At 40.9% G+C, this 16,885-nt stretch carries 17 protein-coding genes; 11 read left to right on the plus strand and 6 right to left on the minus strand.

What is annotated here, in order from left to right; translation table 11 throughout:
- The first annotated feature begins 74 nt into the window (after positions 1–74).
- The gene (rarD, locus tag VOI46_RS02805; RefSeq protein ID WP_004587981.1) at positions 75–992 is read left to right on the plus strand and encodes an EamA family transporter RarD; all 918 of its coding nucleotides are present in this window, start codon (positions 75–77) and stop codon (positions 990–992) included.
- 52 nt (positions 993–1,044) lie between these two features.
- Here rarD and VOI46_RS02810 read toward each other — a convergent pair whose 3' ends face one another.
- Together VOI46_RS02810 and VOI46_RS02815 are read right to left on the minus strand one after the other, a co-directional pair.
- Positions 1,045–2,280: a response regulator gene (locus tag VOI46_RS02810; protein ID WP_039972264.1), complete on the minus strand. Its 1,236-nt coding sequence runs from the start codon at positions 2,278–2,280 to the stop codon at positions 1,045–1,047.
- 87 nt (positions 2,281–2,367) lie between these two features.
- Positions 2,368–2,742 carry a DUF413 domain-containing protein gene (locus VOI46_RS02815; protein WP_004587983.1) on the minus strand — a complete coding sequence of 125 codons (375 nt, stop codon included), beginning with the start codon at positions 2,740–2,742 and terminating at the stop codon, positions 2,368–2,370.
- A gap of 90 nt (positions 2,743–2,832) precedes the next feature.
- On the opposite strand from VOI46_RS02815, the gene VOI46_RS02820 reads away from it, so the two are divergent.
- From VOI46_RS02820 to ung, 8 genes are all read left to right on the plus strand, one after another.
- Complete coding sequence (locus VOI46_RS02820; RefSeq protein ID WP_004587984.1) at positions 2,833–3,702, plus strand: LysR family transcriptional regulator; 870 nt, start codon at positions 2,833–2,835, stop codon at positions 3,700–3,702.
- 198 nt (positions 3,703–3,900) lie between these two features.
- A complete protein-coding gene (locus VOI46_RS02825; protein ID WP_004587985.1) occupies positions 3,901–4,833 on the plus strand; it encodes a porin in 933 nt (310 codons plus the stop codon).
- Between the two features lie 298 nt (positions 4,834–5,131).
- Positions 5,132–5,941, plus strand: a complete 810-nt coding sequence (locus VOI46_RS02830; RefSeq protein WP_004587986.1) for an ABC transporter ATP-binding protein — start codon at positions 5,132–5,134, stop codon at positions 5,939–5,941.
- 4 nt (positions 5,942–5,945) lie between these two features.
- Entirely contained in the window at positions 5,946–6,950 is a 1,005-nt protein-coding gene (locus VOI46_RS02835; protein ID WP_004587987.1) for an iron ABC transporter permease, read from the plus strand.
- Between the two features lie 5 nt (positions 6,951–6,955).
- Entirely contained in the window at positions 6,956–8,446 is a 1,491-nt protein-coding gene (locus VOI46_RS02840) for a cobyric acid synthase (protein WP_004587988.1), read from the plus strand.
- Positions 8,430–9,029 carry a cob(I)yrinic acid a,c-diamide adenosyltransferase gene (gene cobO / locus VOI46_RS02845; RefSeq protein WP_004587989.1) on the plus strand — a complete coding sequence of 200 codons (600 nt, stop codon included), beginning with the start codon at positions 8,430–8,432 and terminating at the stop codon, positions 9,027–9,029. Before VOI46_RS02840 ends, cobO begins: the two co-directional genes overlap by 17 nt.
- Positions 9,029–9,889 (plus strand): cobalamin-binding protein, encoded by an 861-nt coding sequence (locus tag VOI46_RS02850; protein WP_004587990.1) that lies wholly within the window; start codon positions 9,029–9,031, stop codon positions 9,887–9,889. Before cobO ends, VOI46_RS02850 begins: the two co-directional genes overlap by 1 nt.
- Positions 9,886–10,548 carry a uracil-DNA glycosylase gene (ung, locus tag VOI46_RS02855; RefSeq protein ID WP_004587991.1) on the plus strand — a complete coding sequence of 221 codons (663 nt, stop codon included), beginning with the start codon at positions 9,886–9,888 and terminating at the stop codon, positions 10,546–10,548. Before VOI46_RS02850 ends, ung begins: the two co-directional genes overlap by 4 nt.
- 180 nt (positions 10,549–10,728) lie before the next feature.
- Here ung and VOI46_RS02860 read toward each other — a convergent pair whose 3' ends face one another.
- Together VOI46_RS02860 and tal are read right to left on the minus strand one after the other, a co-directional pair.
- Complete coding sequence (locus VOI46_RS02860) at positions 10,729–10,917, minus strand: DUF3545 family protein (protein ID WP_004587992.1); 189 nt, start codon at positions 10,915–10,917, stop codon at positions 10,729–10,731.
- 305 nt (positions 10,918–11,222) lie between these two features.
- Complete coding sequence (tal, locus tag VOI46_RS02865) at positions 11,223–12,173, minus strand: transaldolase (RefSeq protein ID WP_004587993.1); 951 nt, start codon at positions 12,171–12,173, stop codon at positions 11,223–11,225.
- A 254-nt stretch (positions 12,174–12,427) separates the two neighbouring features.
- Between tal and yaaA the strand changes: the two genes are divergently transcribed.
- Both yaaA and VOI46_RS02875 read left to right on the plus strand, forming a co-directional pair.
- The gene (gene yaaA, locus VOI46_RS02870) at positions 12,428–13,207 is read left to right on the plus strand and encodes a peroxide stress protein YaaA (protein ID WP_004587994.1); all 780 of its coding nucleotides are present in this window, start codon (positions 12,428–12,430) and stop codon (positions 13,205–13,207) included.
- A 123-nt stretch (positions 13,208–13,330) separates the two neighbouring features.
- Positions 13,331–14,287 (plus strand): mechanosensitive ion channel family protein, encoded by a 957-nt coding sequence (locus VOI46_RS02875; protein ID WP_004587995.1) that lies wholly within the window; start codon positions 13,331–13,333, stop codon positions 14,285–14,287.
- A gap of 804 nt (positions 14,288–15,091) precedes the next feature.
- On the opposite strand, the gene VOI46_RS02880 is transcribed toward VOI46_RS02875, so the two are convergent.
- A complete protein-coding gene (locus VOI46_RS02880; RefSeq protein WP_004587996.1) occupies positions 15,092–15,412 on the minus strand; it encodes a BON domain-containing protein in 321 nt (106 codons plus the stop codon).
- Between the two features lie 229 nt (positions 15,413–15,641).
- Complete coding sequence (gene srmB, locus VOI46_RS02885; protein ID WP_004587997.1) at positions 15,642–16,871, minus strand: ATP-dependent RNA helicase SrmB; 1,230 nt, start codon at positions 16,869–16,871, stop codon at positions 15,642–15,644.
- Between the last annotated feature and the right edge of the window lie 14 nt (positions 16,872–16,885).

Raw genomic sequence — 16,885 nt, forward strand, 5'->3', positions numbered from 1 at the left:
TACCGCAAAATAAATCACTTAATAGCACAAATTGGTATAAACTGTCGGCCTTTTAGTATGAATAAGTAGTATGTATGTCGATTGCAAACGAGCAGCGTAAAGGCGGTATTTTTGCCTGTTTAGCTTTTTTAATGTGGGGCTTAGCGCCTATTTATTTCAAACAAATACAGCATGTTTCTGCTTTTGAAATTTTAACTCACCGTGTTGTCTGGTCTGTGGTTTTTTTAGTGCTTGTGGTCAGTGTGCTTAAATACTGGGATAAGGTTAAGCGCATAGTTGCCCAGCCAAAAATTATTTTAATGTTAGTACTTACCTCTTCTATATTGGGCTTTAATTGGGGGCTGTTTATTTGGGCGGTTAATAATAACCATATGCTCGATGCCAGTTTAGGGTATTACATAAACCCATTACTTAATGTGCTGTTGGGCATGCTATTTTTAGGCGAGCGGCTGCGAAAGTTACAAGGGTTTGCAGTGTTTTTAGCCTTTGCGGGCGTAGTATTGCAATTGGTCAGTTTTGGCTCGTTTCCGGTGGTGGCGTTTTCGCTTGCCACGTCTTTTGCTATTTATGGCTTACTGCGTAAAAAGTTACCAGTCGAAGCGCTGCCAGGCATTTTACTCGAAGCCCTAATTTTACTGCCGGTTGCATTAATTTACTGGTGGGTAATGGCACCAACGCCTACTTCCGACTTGGCCCTAAACGATTGGCATACCAATGCGCTATTAATTAGTGCCGGTATTATTACTACGTTGCCGCTGCTTTGCTTTACCGGAGCGGCCAAACGTTTGCAGTACACAACATTGGGCTTTTTTCAGTACATAGGACCAAGTTTAATGTTTATGCTTGCTGTGGTGTTTTACGATGAAGTATTTGATGCAGAGCGGGTGATTACGTTTGCCTGTATTTGGAGTGCACTGGCTATATTTACTTGGGACTCTTATCATCAATCGCGTAAGCGTAAAAAAGCGGCTGTAACCGCCGCCGAAGTTTAATACCTATGCGCAATAATAGTTTAAGCAAGTTGCTATAAAGCAGCGTTAAGGTTTAGCTTATTACTTTATTACGGCCGGTTTCTTTTGCATCATATAGCTTTAAATCGGCCTGTTTAAGTAACTCATCTATTTGGTAAATAGGGCCGCTTGCAAAGCCAATAGAAATTGTAAATTTAATTTTTTCTTGGCTAAACTCTTGGCTATTAAGCTCTATAAATTGCCTAAACCCTTCAAGGCGTTTTAGCGCTTGCGCTGTGGTTGCATCAGTAAAGTAAACGGCAAATTCTTCACCGCCTAAGCGAGCGACTAGCTGCTTTTCAAAGTACTTTTTAAAACACACCGCCAACCCTTTGAGAACCTCATCGCCTGAATCGTGACCGTATGTATCGTTAATCGATTTAAAGTGGTCTATATCAAGCATGGCGAGTGCGCCATCTTGATTCGATTTTTTTAAATACTTGAGAGACTTGCTCGACTCTTCAAAAAAGTAGCGACGATTAGGCAGGTTTGTTAAGTAGTCAGTATTTGCTTGGCGTTTAATTGTTGCTATTTGCTCAAGCATGTCGACGTTTTGACTTAGTCGGCAGTAAAACTCTTCGCTGTTAAAGGGTTTATGGAGGTAGTCGTTGGCACCATTTTTTAAAAATAGGCTCGATAATGCTGACGAGTCAGCACCCGAAATACCGATAATGGCTTTTTCATCATTACTGTAAAGCCGGCGAATTTCGGCGCATAGCTCATCACCATTCATGTTTGGCATTTCGTTATCGGTAATGATAACAGACACGTCTTTTTGGCTTTCAAGTACCTCTAGCGCGTCTTTGCCGTCCTTTGCTTCGAGTATTTGATACTTATGGCGCTTTAGTAAACTGCAAATGTATCTACGGGTAGAGGTTGAGTCGTCGACGACCAACACTTTTACGTTCTCGTTACGTGGTAAACGGCTTAGTTGTTTTTCTAGGTATTGGTAAGCTTGTTTGTTTTCTTTGATTATGTAATCAATTATTGGGTATTTTTCTACCGTGTCGCGAGTTTGTTTATCTATGTTGCCTGTCATTACGATGGTGGGAATGTCGGCATTAATAGTATACGGAATGGCCTCACCCGCAGGAGCATCGGGAAGGATAAAATCAACAACAGCGCAAAAGTAGCTATTGTGTTTTATTAGCTCTTTTGTTGCCGCTAAAGACTCGGCTATATCTACTTCGTAACCTGCTTTAAGCGCGATATGCTTTTGCACACGCGCTATAGTAGGCGTATCTTCAACTATGAGTATTTTTCGCGTCACGTAACAACCTTGTTTGATATTTTGCAAAAGTATTTGCTTATACAAGTTGTAACTGTTAAAACGCAAAAAAGCAAATATCTTAGGGGCTTATACGCTATCTGATTCGCTATAATCGTCTTGGCTTATTGGTACCGGCCCTGACATTTTTGAACGGCCAAAAAGTGTATGAAACTTGGTTTTACAGGTTGTTAGTTTTAAATATTTAACCCAGGCTTTTTCGATTGGGTTTGTAGGTTCTTTACTGCCACAAACTACGTCAACAAATTGCTCTTGTAGCGTATTTTGAGGTGCTAAAGTTTTATTATAAAGCCCTTTTAGTACAACGCCGTGTTGCTCTAATATGCTGGCTTCTAATAAGGTGAAGTTTCCGCTGCGGCTAAACCCGCGAGGAAAGTTTTGATCATCATAAAATTGACGTTGGCTAACAAACGCTTGGCGAAGTAGTGAAATATCGTTGCTCATAACTGTATCCTCATACCCTGTTTATTGCTGGAGTATGATGCAAGTTTGACAATTTATTAAACAAGTTATTTTTATCGTGAGGATAAAAAATTGGATATAGATTTATTAAAAACATTTGTAGAGGTTGTGCGCACGCGTCACTTTGGTAAAGCGGCTGAAAACCTGTATATCACTCAATCGGCAGTAAGCTTTCGAATTCGCCAATTAGAACAGGGGTTGGGTGTAAACTTGTTTATTCGCCAGCGTAACAATATTCAATTAACGGCGCCAGGAGAGCGATTGCTTCCGCACGCTAAAATGATCATCACCGGCATGCAGCGTGCCAAAGTCGATGTGGCACTTGCCGATAACATGCACAAGCAAATAAGTTTAGCGGGTACGCCTAATATATGGGATGCGTTTTTACAATTTGGCATTACTAATATTGTGTCGGCTATGCCTGGGGTGTCGTTGGTCGCAGAGGTTAAAGCTCAACAAGAAAGCACGCGGTTATTATTAGAGCGTACGCTTGATTTGGCCATTTTATTTGACCCCCCTAAAGTAGACGAGCTTGTGGTTGAGCGAATTTGCGAGCTGCCAATTATTCCGGTTAGTGGCTATGACACGGCCACTAACGAGAACTTTTTTGATAACCAATATGTATACGTTGATTGGGGTACTACGTTTTCACTATGGCATGCGCGCCAATTTACCGGTAAAACGCCGCCTTATTTTAGAACCAGTACGGGGCGTATTGCCCTTGATTTAATTCTTCAGTGTGGCGGCAGTGCGTTTATTCCCGAGGTACTTGTTGAGTCCCACCTAGAAAAGGGTGAGCTGTTTCATGTAAAAGATGTAGAACATACTTCGCGTGATATTTTTGTGGCCTACCACAGAGACAACGAACAAAAAGAGTTAATAGAAACCCTGATTAACTTACTGCCTAAAATAAATGCTTACCAGCCTGTTGATGAACACTAAATACCGACTATGATTTTTAATGAGGTTGAATAGGTACAATTTTGTTTATTAAATATTCATGTCGTTTTGTTTTCAGAATTTAGACACTTTTATTAAAATAAAAAGACAAAAATGTTTCCTTTGTAATATATCTGTCATTTAACGGTGACAAACTGCAGCTGTTTTAAAAATTAGTCTTGTGATTATCGAGGAAATAACATGAATTTTGTAAAATCGAGCTTATGTGTTGCTCTAGTAAGTGGTTTATCTTTTAGCGCGTTTGCAGACGTTGATGTATACGGTAAAGCGAATGTTACTGTGCAATCGTCTGATGATGGCGAAGGGTCTTTCACTGAAATTAAAAGTAATGCATCTCGCTTTGGACTAAAAGGGTCTGAAAAGATTACTGATGGATTAGAAGCGGTTTATAAGTTTGAGTTTCAAGTTGATGTATCTGATGCTGACTCTAAAGGTGATAACGACGACAATATTTCTGCACGTAACCAGTATGTAGGTTTAAAAGGTGCATATGGTCAAGTTGTTGTGGGTCGTAACGATACAGCGCTTAAACAATCGCAAGGTAAGTTAGATTTATTTAATGACCTTGAAGGCGATATTAAAAATGTCTTTAAAGGTGAAAACCGCTTAGGTGATTCAATCACTTATACATCTAAAAGCTACGAAGGCTTTAAAGTACTTGCTACATTTGTTGCCGAAGATGACGTAGATGCAGATAACGGTTATTCAATGGCGGTTACCTACGGTGACTCTACACTTAAAAAGAGTGCGGTATACGCCTCGGTTGCAGCCGATAGCGAAGTAAATGGCTACGATGTAGTGCGTGCGTCAATTCAAGGTAAAGTAGAGAGCTTTAAATTAGGCGCTATGTACCAAACTCAAGAAAAAGTAGACGGTAGCGCAGAAGCTGACGGCTATTTATTAAACGCAGCCTACAGCATGGGTAAAAACACGTTCAAAGTGCAATACCAAGCAATGGACTTTGATGACAGCGACGACAAAACGGCAGTTTCTGTAGGTGTTGATCATAAGTTTAATAAAAACATTAAAGTATTTGGTTTTTACTCAAGCTTTGATATGGACAACAATGTTGACCAAGACTACGTTGGCCTAGGTATGGAATACAAGTTTTAAGCGTTGCTTAAACACTCCCTTTATTAACCGCGCTCTAATGAGCGCGGTTTTTTTTGCTTTAAATTATTTACTTACCCGCCCATAATAGACCCTCATTTGGAATGGGGTGAAATTCCTCAACTATTCCCGTAACTGTAATTAGCACCAGGCTTTAAGTCAGATACAAATGAGACATATCAATCAGCATGAGAAGTTCTAGATTGGTATACTTTTTTAACGAGCGGGTAAACTCATTTTTATTGATGCACTAGTCTTTTAGCTGTGTGTTAGTGAGTGCACGCTTTCCAAGGACTCACTTTTGCAAACTACATTAGCGCCAAATACACCCTTATTAAACGTTCAAAATGTGTCGTGGGAAGTCGATGAACACGCCATTTTAAACAATATTAATTTACACATAGCTAAGGGTAAGTTTATTGGGTTAATTGGCCCAAATGGGGCGGGTAAGTCGAGCTTACTGCGCTGTTTGTATCGCTTTAATAAACCGACCGCTGGTAACGTTACCTTTAATCAGCAGGATATTTGGCAGCTTAAAAGTGAAGACTACGCAAAATATGTTGCTGTAGTTCTACAAGAAACGCCCGCGCAATTTAACCTAACATTATTTGATGTGGTTGCCCTTGGGCTTACACCTCATAAATCATTATTTAGCGCCACCACCCACAGCGACAAACAAAAAATTACACAGGCAATAAAAACCGTAGGGCTTGAGCAACAGTGTAAGCAAAATTTTGAATCGCTTTCGGGGGGCGAAAAGCAACGTGCATTGATTGCCCGCGCTATAGTGCAGCAACCGCAATTACTCATCATGGATGAGCCAACCAGCCATTTAGATGTTAAATACCAAATACAAGTGATGGAACTGGCAAAATCGCTAGGGGTTACTGTGTTTGCCTCATTCCATGATTTAAATTTAGCAGCCGCTATATGCGATGAGCTGGTGGTTATTAATAAAGGTAAAATAACACATGCAGGCTCGCCTGCGCAGGTACTTAGTGAGGACATGCTAGCGGATGTTTTTGGGGTATGTGCGCGCGTAACTAGCCACCCTCAACGCACAGAAAATGGTCAAACTATTCCTCATATTACTTACTTTTATGGCTATTAATTAAATGGATATAACAAAAATAAACCAGTGGACAATATTTATAGCAGCCGTGTTAATTGCACTGGGTAGCCTTTTTAGCGCACTGAGTTTTGGCGCCGCAGATACGCCGTTAAGTGATGTGCTCACAGGGATTTTATCAGCAGGGGAGGGCTCGTTTAACGCGCGTATTATTTATGAGCTTAGGTTACCTCGTACCTTACTTGCCTTTATGGCGGGTGCAGGTTTGGCTATTGCAGGGCTTATTTTACAAACGGTTACTCGTAACCCGCTCGCTGATCCGTATTTATTTGGCATATCGTCAGGCGCGTCGTTTGGGGTCGTACTGCTTATGGCCGTTGCGGGTATTAGTGCAGGGTTTATGTTATCGGCTGCTGCCTTATTAGGGAGCTTTTTAGCAATGGGCTTATTGATACTTATTGCTGGGCGGCAAAAAAGCACGCAAGTAGAGTCTATGTTGCTAGCGGGGGTGGCGCTGTCATTTTTATTTAGCGCATTTACAAGTTTATTGCTGTATTGGAGTGACCCGCAAGCAGTGGCTGGTATTTTGTTTTGGACGTTAGGCAGCTTTGCCCGCGCACAATGGGCCACGTTATGGTTGCCATGCGTGGTTATAGTGGTGTGTATTAGCTTTATGCTGAGCTTTAAAAGGCAGTTAAATGCGCTGCTTCTTGGTGATGAAAGCGCGATAACGCTTGGGGTCCGTGTGCACCGTTTTAGAATTTTAATGTTGGTATTGAGCTCGTTAATAACGGCCGTGCTGGTGGCCTTATGTGGCGGTATTGGTTTTGTAGGTTTAATGGTGCCGCACATAGTGCGCTTTTTTATATCTCAGGGCAGTACTGCTGGCTTACTAATTACCAGCTTAGTGGGCGGCACGTTTATGGTGTGGGTTGACGTGCTTTCGCGCTCATTACTTAAAAACCAAGAGCTCCCTGTAGGGGTGATCACAGCAGCTATGGGTAGCGTATTTTTTTTAAGCTTACTCTTTTTTAGAAAAACAAAGGCATAGTGCTGATGAAAACCTTAATGATTCAAGGCACTACCTCAGATGCCGGAAAAAGCACCTTAGTTGCTGCGCTTTGTAGAGTGTTTGCAAAGCGAGGTGTAAAGGTCGCGCCTTTTAAACCGCAAAATATGGCGCTTAATAGCGCGGTTACAAAAGAGGGGGGCGAAATAGGCCGTGCGCAAGCTTTGCAAGCTATAGCCGCTAAAGTAGAGCCTCAAAACGACTTTAACCCCATATTGCTCAAACCCAATAGTGATACGGGGGCACAAGTCATTGTACATGGAAAAGCCATTAGGAATATGGAGGCAGGGGCTTATCATAACTATAAACAGGTTGCGATGGATGCAGTGCTTGCCTCGCATCAACGCCTAGCAAAGCAGTTCGATTTATTATTGGTTGAGGGCGCAGGCAGCCCCGCAGAAATAAACCTACGCGAGAACGACATTGCCAATATGGGTTACGCAGAAGCGGTAGATTGCCCTGTCATTATTATTGCCGATATAGACAAAGGCGGTGTGTTTGCGCATTTAGTGGGCACACTTGCCTTACTAAGCGAATCCGAGCAAGCGCGCGTAAAAGGCTTTGTGATCAACCGTTTTAGAGGCGATATAAGCTTGCTACAAAGTGGGCTAGATTGGCTTGAGCGCTACACAAAAAAACCAGTGCTTGGAGTGCTGCCTTATTTGCATGATTTAGCACTTGATGCCGAAGATGCTGTAGCAATAGATAACACGGTGACGACTGCCACCATTAATATAGCCGTGCTTTTATTGCCGCATATTAGTAACCATACCGATTTTGATGCATTGCGGCTGCACCCAAATATTAATATAAATTATGTACGCCACACACACGCGATCCCACCGGTTGATCTGATTATTATTCCTGGCAGTAAAAACGTGCTGGGTGATTTAAGTTTTGTAAAAAATGAAGGCTGGGGTACGCAAATAAAGCGCCACATACGTTATGGCGGTAAAGTATTGGGTGTGTGTGGCGGTATGCAAATGTTAGGAAATAGCATTGCTGATCCGATGGGGGTTGAATCGTCATTAAAACGTGTTAAAGGCCTTGCATTAAGTGACTTTGATACCACTCTAAGCACCCAAAAAGTACTCACTAAAGTAACGGCGGCTATGCAGTTAAATGATTTGCAAACACCGTGTAGCGGCTACGAAATTCATGCCGGCATTAGTGAAGGCGCAGCACTTGATAAGCCATTTTTAACGTTTAACGCGCACCCTCATGGGTTTGAAAACGATGGCTTTATTAGTGACGACAATGCCATTGCTGGTACTTATTTACACGGCATGTTTGATGAACCCGCTGCCACACTGCAAATTTTAAAGTGGGTAAAAAGTGATGCAGCCATACAACCTGTGAGTATTGTAGCGCACCGCGAGCAACAACTTGAGCGCTTGGCCACTACGTGCGAGGCGCATTTGAACATGCAACAGATTATATCGATTTATGAAGGAGATAATAATGACGGATACAAATAACGATAAGCACCAGCAGCGCCAACAAAAAGTAAAAGAGCAGGTAGATGCACGCGTGGCTGCTGCGCAAGATGTTAAAGGGATATTTCAGGTAATTACGGGTAATGGTAAAGGTAAATCTACCTCAGGCTTTGGTGTGGTTGCTCGCTGCGTAGGGCATGGTAAAAAAGCCGCTGTTTGTCAGTTCATTAAAGGCACATGGGAGTGTGGAGAGCGTAACTTATTACAAGGCGCAGGGGTTGAATTTGCCGTTATGAATACCGGTTTTACATGGGATACGCAAAATAAAGAAGCCGACACCGCAGCCGCGCAAGCAACGTGGCAAGAGTCAAAGCGTATGCTTGCAGATAGCAGTATTGATTTAGTATTACTTGATGAGCTTACCTACATGGTGACTTACGGTTATATTGATTTAGATGAGGTAGTAAACGCGCTAAATAATCGCCCTCCCATGCAATCGGTTATTATTACAGGTCGCGCAGCACACCGCACGTTAACAGACCTTGCCGATACAGTAAGCGAAGTGCGCAATGTTAAACACGCCTTCGACTCGGGTATAAAAGCACTAGAAGGGTTTGATTACTAATGTATAAAGCGTTTTTTGCTGCACTGCTGTTATTGAGTTCAGGGGGCAGTGCCGTGGCCCGTGATACAGCTGCGCCAGATAAACTGCGCGTTGTAGCACTTGCACCGCATATAGTAGAAAACCTATTTGCTATAGGTGCGGGAAGTAATATTGTTGGCACTGTTGATTACGCCGATTACCCAAATGAAGCTAAAAGTATTGAGCGCATTGGTGGTTACTATGGTATTTCTCTTGAAAAATTATTAGCGCTAAAACCCGATTTAGTGATTGGTTGGAAAAGCGGTAATCAAAGTGAAGATTTAGAACAAATTAAACGCCTTGGTATAAAAGTACATTTAAGTGATCCCAAAAAAATAGAAGAAGTTGCAAACGAGCTGATTGCTTTTGGAAAATTTACAGGGCGTATTGAGCAAAGTAAGCAAGTAGCAAACGCATTTATTACAAAGCTCAAAAATATTAAAAAGCAGCAGCAAAGCAAAAAAATATTAACTGGTTTTTATCAATTATGGCTAGAGCCAATGATGACGGTAAGTGAAAATACATGGATAAACCAGCTTATAGAAACATGTCATGTAAGCAATGTATTTGCACATAGCCCAACCGACTACCCGCAAATAAGTATTGAAAACGTGGTGATTAAAAAACCACAGATTATTATTATTCCTGATGAACAAGCCGATAAGCCACAACCTAAAATTAATTGGCAAAAATGGCCAGAAGTCCCCGCTGTAAAACATAATCAATTTATACGTGTAAATGCCGATTTATTACATCGTTTTACACCGCGCATGCTAGATGGACTGGCAAATATGTGTGATAAAATAGACGCATCACGCAAACAAATTAAGAGTATACAATGAGCGATTGGCCAGCCTTTTTAGAATATGAATTACAGCAACCTTATATGCAGCAAACATTAGATTATGTAGCAAAACGCCGTGTCGAAGGTGTTGCTGTGTACCCACCCAAAGAGCAAGTATTTAGCGCCTTTGAAGCGACAGCCCTTAACAATATTCGCGTGGTTATTTTAGGCCAAGACCCATATCACGGAGAAGGCCAAGCCCATGGCTTATGTTTTTCTGTGTTGCCAGAGGTTAAAAAGTTACCGCCGTCGTTAAAAAATATGTACAAAGAATTGGCAACGGATATTCCCGGTTTTGAAATACCAGACCATGGCTACTTACAAAGCTGGGCAGAGCAGGGCGTGTTTTTACTCAATACAGTACTCACGGTTGAGCAAGGCCAAGCGCACTCGCATAAGCATTTAGGGTGGGAGCAATTTACCGATAACGTGATAGCCCATATAAATGCACACTGCAAAGGTGTCGTGTTTATCTTATGGGGCGCTCATGCGCAAAAAAAAGGTAAAAATATTAACAGCACTCGCCATCATATTTTAAAAGGGCCGCACCCATCGCCGCTTTCTGCGCATCGTGGTTTTTTTGGCTGTAAGCACTTTTCACAAACAAATGAATTGTTACAAGCCCAAGGCGATACGACCATTAACTGGCAGGTTTAATTGATATATTAAAAAAGGCTTTCGTATCATGAAAGCCTTTTGCTTAGTTATTGTGTACTAATGCCCATGCGCAATAATTATCAATTACTTTGAAGGGGTAAAACCTGGCGTTAGCTTTACTATCGATACGGTTTTCCTGCCACAAAATAAATTGCCTAATTGAGCGCAATTTGTTTGAAATTAAAAATCTAGCTCATCAATTTCAATGCTGTCTGTAAAAAAGTCTAACTCCTGTAGTTCTTTACGTAACCGTTGTTTGTCTTTTATGGCCTCAATCTCGCGCCACTTTCTTTTTTTATTCTTTTGAGAGGTTTTTCTTGTTGTATCAGGACCTTCTAATATCTCTAATATATCGTTTAGGCTATCCATGACTATCTCCTATTGATTTTAGTGAACCTCGAGAATACCTATACCACAGGCCTAGCTAAAATAGAATAAAAAAGTGACGAATTTGTTACAGGTATGTGATGCATTGATGAAGTTTAATACTAACTAGCTTTATTGAGCGCGCTATTTTTAGATAGAAAAAATAAATAAAAAAATACTAAAAGTGAGCTATTTAGCTGTGTAGGCAATGTTACCTGCTGTGGCAGGTTAGTATAAAGCAGTGCGGATTATATTAAGGGCATAAAAAAACGCCGCAGGTGCGGCGTTTAATACATAATTAGCGCGTATTACATTGCTTTAAAACGTGCTTCTAGCTGCTCTTGTGCATCTGCGAATGAGCGGATACCTTCAGCTAGTTTTTCAGTTGCCATTGCATCTTGGTTATGTAACCAACGGAACTGCGACTCAGTAAGTGGAGCAGGCTTCGGCTCTTTAGGAATATCACTTTGTAGTAAGTATTCTTCTGCGCCTTCTAAATTGCCTAAGTCTTCTAGTAGGTTAGGGCTAATTGTTAGCTTGTCACAACCTGTAAGCGCAATAATTTCGCCAGTGTTACGGAAGCTTGCGCCCATAACAACGGTTTTGTAATCATGGCGTTTATAAAACTCAAAAATGCTACGTACAGATTGAACACCTGGATCTTGTAGCGGATCGGTTGGTTTTTCCATACCATTTGCTACGTGCCAATCTAAAATACGGCCAACAAATGGCGAGATTAAAAATACGTTTGCATCAGCACACGCACGTGCTTGAGCATCGCTAAATAATAAAGTTAGGTTACATTTAGTCCCTTCTTTTTCTAGCTGTTCGGCCGCTTTAATGCCTTCCCATGTAGACGCAACTTTAATTAAAATTTTGTCTTTGCTTACACCTTCTTTTTCATAAAGGCTAAGCAGGGTATGTGCTTTATCAATAGTTGCTTGGGTGTCGAATGATAAACGAGCATCTACTTCAGTAGAAATATAACCAGGTACAATTTCGCTAATTTCTTTACCAAGTAATACGGCAAAGTAGTCACATGCAAGTTCAAGCTGTTTAGCTGCATCTTGCTCTGTTTCTTTTGCATAGCTCCAAGCTTTATCTAAATAAGGCTTGTAAGCTTCAATCTCGCTCGCTTTTAATAAAAGCGACGGGTTTGTGGTTGCATCTTCTGGTTGATGCTTTTTGATCGCTTCAATATCGCCAGTGTCGGCTACGATAGATGAATGTTGTTTTAGCCTTTGTAGAGCGCTAGTCATTTGCCTTCCTCATTCCAAGCAAGTTAAAAGAAAATCTAAACTACCTTAATATAAGTATTCAATACTGCAACAGTGTGACAATGCTTGATAGGTCTTATGTCCTTATCAATAGAAAAACGACGATGCATGATTTATTAAGGTAGGATTTAGGCCATTGCGATTAATTTTCAATGGTATTTTATAAACAAAACGTGCTTTTCGTCTCATTTAATGTTGAAATTGACATTAAATAAATTACAAGTCAATAGCTAACTATGATCACTGTTATTTCACCAGCAAAAAATCTTGATTACGAAACGCCACCCGCAACAGATAAGTTCACTCAACCTGAATTACTAGAGCACAGCGAAGAGCTCATGAAAGTATGCCGTGAACTAACTCCAGCGCAAATTGGCAGCCTAATGAAAATTAGCGATAAGCTTGCAGGGCTTAACGCTGCGCGCTTTAGCGAATGGTCGCAACCATTTACACAAAGTAATGCTAAACAAGCGGTACTAGCCTTTAACGGCGATGTGTACGGTGGTTTAGATGCCGCAACACTCACTGCCGCTAACCTCGATTATGCGCAAAGCCATTTACGTATACTTTCGGGTTTATACGGCTTATTAAAGCCGCTTGATTTAATGCAAGCTTACCGCCTAGAAATGGGCACCAAGCTTGATAACCCTCGCGGGAAAAATTTGTATGAATTTTGGGGTAGCATTATTGCTAATAAATTAAACGAGGAATTAAAAGCGCAAGACGCACAATATCTCGTTAATCTTGCTTCAAACGAGTACTTTAAAGCAGTAGATAAAAAAGCACTCAATGCGCAAATTATTACCCCGCATTTTAAAGACTGCAAAAATGGTCAATATAAGGTAATTAGCTTTTACGCTAAAAAAGCGCGCGGCATGATGGCCCGTTACATTATAGAAAACCAGGTAACACAGCTTAGCCAATTAAAAGAGTTTACTGTGGCGGGTTATTACTTTAGCCCTGAAGCAACCACTAAAGATCTTGAGCCTGTATTTATGCGCGACGAGCAAAACTAAGCGTTTATACTCAGCAAACAATGAGTTAAAAAGCCATGCATTGCATGGCTTTTTTTATGCTGGCGCTAAACTTGCTAACTTCACCTACTATTAATGAGATAAAAAATAGATAGGTGTAAAAATATGATCAGCATACCTTCAGTAGCCGAAGCCGAAAAACTCATCGAAGAAAAACTCGGAGGGTGGTTTGATGTAGTAATAAGCCACATCCCAAACTTTATTGTGGCAGTGGTGATAGCCATTGTATTTTCAATAATAGCGCGCTTTGCCGGCCAGCTAATGAAAAACCTATTAAGGCGCTCACTCGACTCTAAGCAAATTGCTGATTTGATGGCGTCTATTTTCAAGGTCATTGTGTTATGTGTGGGCCTATTTATCGCTTTAGATTTTATGGGGTTAAAAGGCACAGTCACATCGTTACTAGCGGGTGCGGGTATTGTGGGTTTAGCCATAGGCTTTGCTTTTCAAGACATGACCGAGAATTTAATTGCCGGTATTGCTATGGGAATACGCAAGCCATTTAAAGCGGGTGATGTAATTGAAACCGACGACGTATTTGGCTCGGTACATTCTATAAACCTGCGTAACACGCTAATAGAGAGCTTTTACGGGCAGTTAATACTGGTACCTAACAAAGTATTATTTAGAAATGTGTTAAAAAATTACACCACGTTAGGCGTTAGGCGAATAGAGGTACCGGTGGGTATTTCATACGGCGACGACATTGAAAAAGCCAAAGAAGTTATCGTTGATAAAATTAACGAGTTTGACTTTGTAATACGTAAAGATGAAACCGCTGTGTACGCAGAAGGTTTTGGCGACAGTAGTATTAATTTACTGGTGTGGTTTTGGATAAAATACCCAGGCGAGCCAGACTTTATGACAGTACGCCATAAAGGCGTAGTCGCTGTTAAACAAGCGCTTGATGCTGCAGGTATAAGTATTCCATTCCCAATACGTACGTTAGATTTTGGCATTAAAGGCGGTGAAAAGCTCGATGCCATGATAAGCGATAAAATAAACCAACAGTCACCCAAACAACAAGGCGGGAGTAATACGGGTTCAAATCAAAGCGAATGAGCGACTAGTACTGGTTTAAACTAGCCCAGTAATAGTTACCCACTAGCAGCGCATTTTTACATAAAAAGTGCGCTGCTAGTAATTTCAAAGCGCTAAGTCGGGTTAAATTTAACTATACTTTTAATCAATTTATTTTAAGTTAATACTTATTTGCTTTTCGCTGCCATCGAGTTTTTTTGATTAGTAGTAAAAGCGTTTCACCACTGTTTTTTGTCATCGATTTTTTTGTAACCTCAGCAGAGCAGGCTGGAATAGTGCAGCTATCTAACTCTATTACCTTGTCGCCTACTTTTAATCCTGCCAAATCAGCAAAGACTTTTATAATATCTATTTCACTATTTTCTGGGCTAAAAAGCCGGATACAGACACATCTGCAGCAAAGCCAAATATAGCTTCCTCTGCATGGCCAATAAGAGGGATTAGCAGTAGTTAATAAACCATTTCATGTATTAGCTTCCTTGTGTAAGTTATGGGGCATTTGCATGCATTAAGTCATATATTATCTGTTATTTATGGTGTGGTTAATTAGTGAGTAGTAATAGGTTGCCAACGGTATTAAAAATGCGCTGATCATATGAACTTTACAGCCTTGTTATAGCATTCTTTTATCAAAGCTGTAGTAAGTCACTAATTTAAAAGAGTGGGAAAGGACGGCTAAGTGTTTGCTCTATTTTTTAATAGGGGAGCTAAAGCTAGAAGTTTAGATACTAAAGTGTGCTGTTAAGCATAAAAAAGCGCGGCTTGTGTTGGAGAAACAAGCCACGCAGAGGAATAAGTTATATAAACAAAAATTGTAATGCGGTATCAGATAACACTAATTTTATTACGGATAATTTTAACGCCATCCATATTTTCTAAAAACTTTTGCGCAAGTGCACGCTGAAAACCTGTTTGCGCTTCACCGTATAGGTCAACTTCACCGTCTTCAACCTGCACGCGAATATCGCTTAATGCTAAGTTTGGGTTAGTGCGTAACGTATTGGTGATTGTTTGTTGTAAGTTAGGTTGAGTAGCCACACTGCTTACTACGGCTAAGTTAGTTGCTGCACTTACTTTTGTAGCGCAAGCTAATAAAAATAAACAACAAAATGATACTAAAGCGATAGTTAACTTAAAGCGGTTCATAACTTCATCCTTACATTACGGTTAATCGTGCAGCTATTCTTAGCTGAGTTACTTTCTCAGTTACAATTTCGATGCCAGTTTTAATTTGTTGAAATATAAGGTTATTTTATTAAGTGGGAATTCAGGTGGGCAATAATTACATTTTAATGGGAATGAGTTACATGCTTGGGTTACATTTGTAACGGGTACAAAAAAGCCGGCAACTGCCGGCTTGTTTATTTATGGTGTGCTATTTCTTTTTAATTTTAGCTTTGGCTTTTTTCTTAGCTTTCATTTTTACTGGATCTTTACGCTTTTTAGCGGGTGGCTTAGCTTCTTTATGCTGTGGCTCAAGCCCTTTAATTATACGGCGCTTAAGCTTTTGCTCTGTGTATCGCTCAACCTTGTATAAAATGCCAATGTCGTGTGCTTCAACTAATGATATAGCAATCCCTTTTTTACCTGCACGGCCAGTACGGCCAATACGGTGTACATAGACATCGGCAGTGCGCGGCATATCAAAGTTAATTACGTGGCTAATGTCAGAAACATCAATACCGCGGGCCGCAACATCGGTTGCTATTAATATGCGCGTTTTGCCACTGTGGAAATTTTCCATCGCTTTCATGCGCTTATCTTGCGGCATTTCGCCACGCAGCCACGCGGCTTTTACGCCATTGTTAGTTAGCTCACCAATTAGCGTTTCTAGGCGCTCACGGGTTTTTACAAACACAATGGCTTTACTTACATCTGGTCCGTTTAGGGTATTAACCAACAGCTCAAGCTTGTGGTGGTAGTCATCAGCAAGGTGAACCCATTGATGAATTTTTGCTTTTTCTTTGCGTGACGATTCGGCTTCAAGTAAAGCTGGGTCGTTTAAAATACGCTCAGCAAATAACTCAACGCTATCGCCTTCTAGAGTCGCAGAGAATAAAAAGCACTGACGACGGTTTTTAGCTTCGTCACATATGCGCAGCATTTCTTTTCTAAAGCCCATGTCTAGCATGCGGTCGGCTTCATCAAGAATAAGCATTTCTACGTTTTCAGCATGGAAATTTTCGGTTTCAAGATATTCCATTAAACGCCCTGGTGTGGCGATTAAAATATCGTTATTGTTTTCAAAAATTTCTTTATGGGTGCCGTAGTTTATACCACCTGTTACTACACCAATTTTAAGGTGAGTGCCTTTAGCAAGCAGTTCACACTGCTCATGAATTTGATAAGCCAGTTCACGGGTTGGGGTCATTATTAACACACGTGCAAAACCTGGGTCGCGACGCGGAAAATCCATTAAGTATTGAATAGCCGGAATTAAAAATGCCGCCGTTTTACCTGTGCCAGTAGGTGCTGATGCTAAAATATCGCGACCTTGCAGCGCTTCAGGAATAGCTTGTTGTTGAATGCTGGTTGGTGTCTCGTAGCCCATTTTATCAATGGCGTTGAGTAGTTTAGTATCAAGATCAAATTCAGAAAATTGCATAGAGTGTCTAAAAT

Origin of the sequence: Pseudoalteromonas sp. CuT4-3, from assembly GCF_035666335.1 — a bacterium.
Lineage (GTDB): Bacteria > Pseudomonadota > Gammaproteobacteria > Enterobacterales > Alteromonadaceae > Pseudoalteromonas > Pseudoalteromonas atlantica.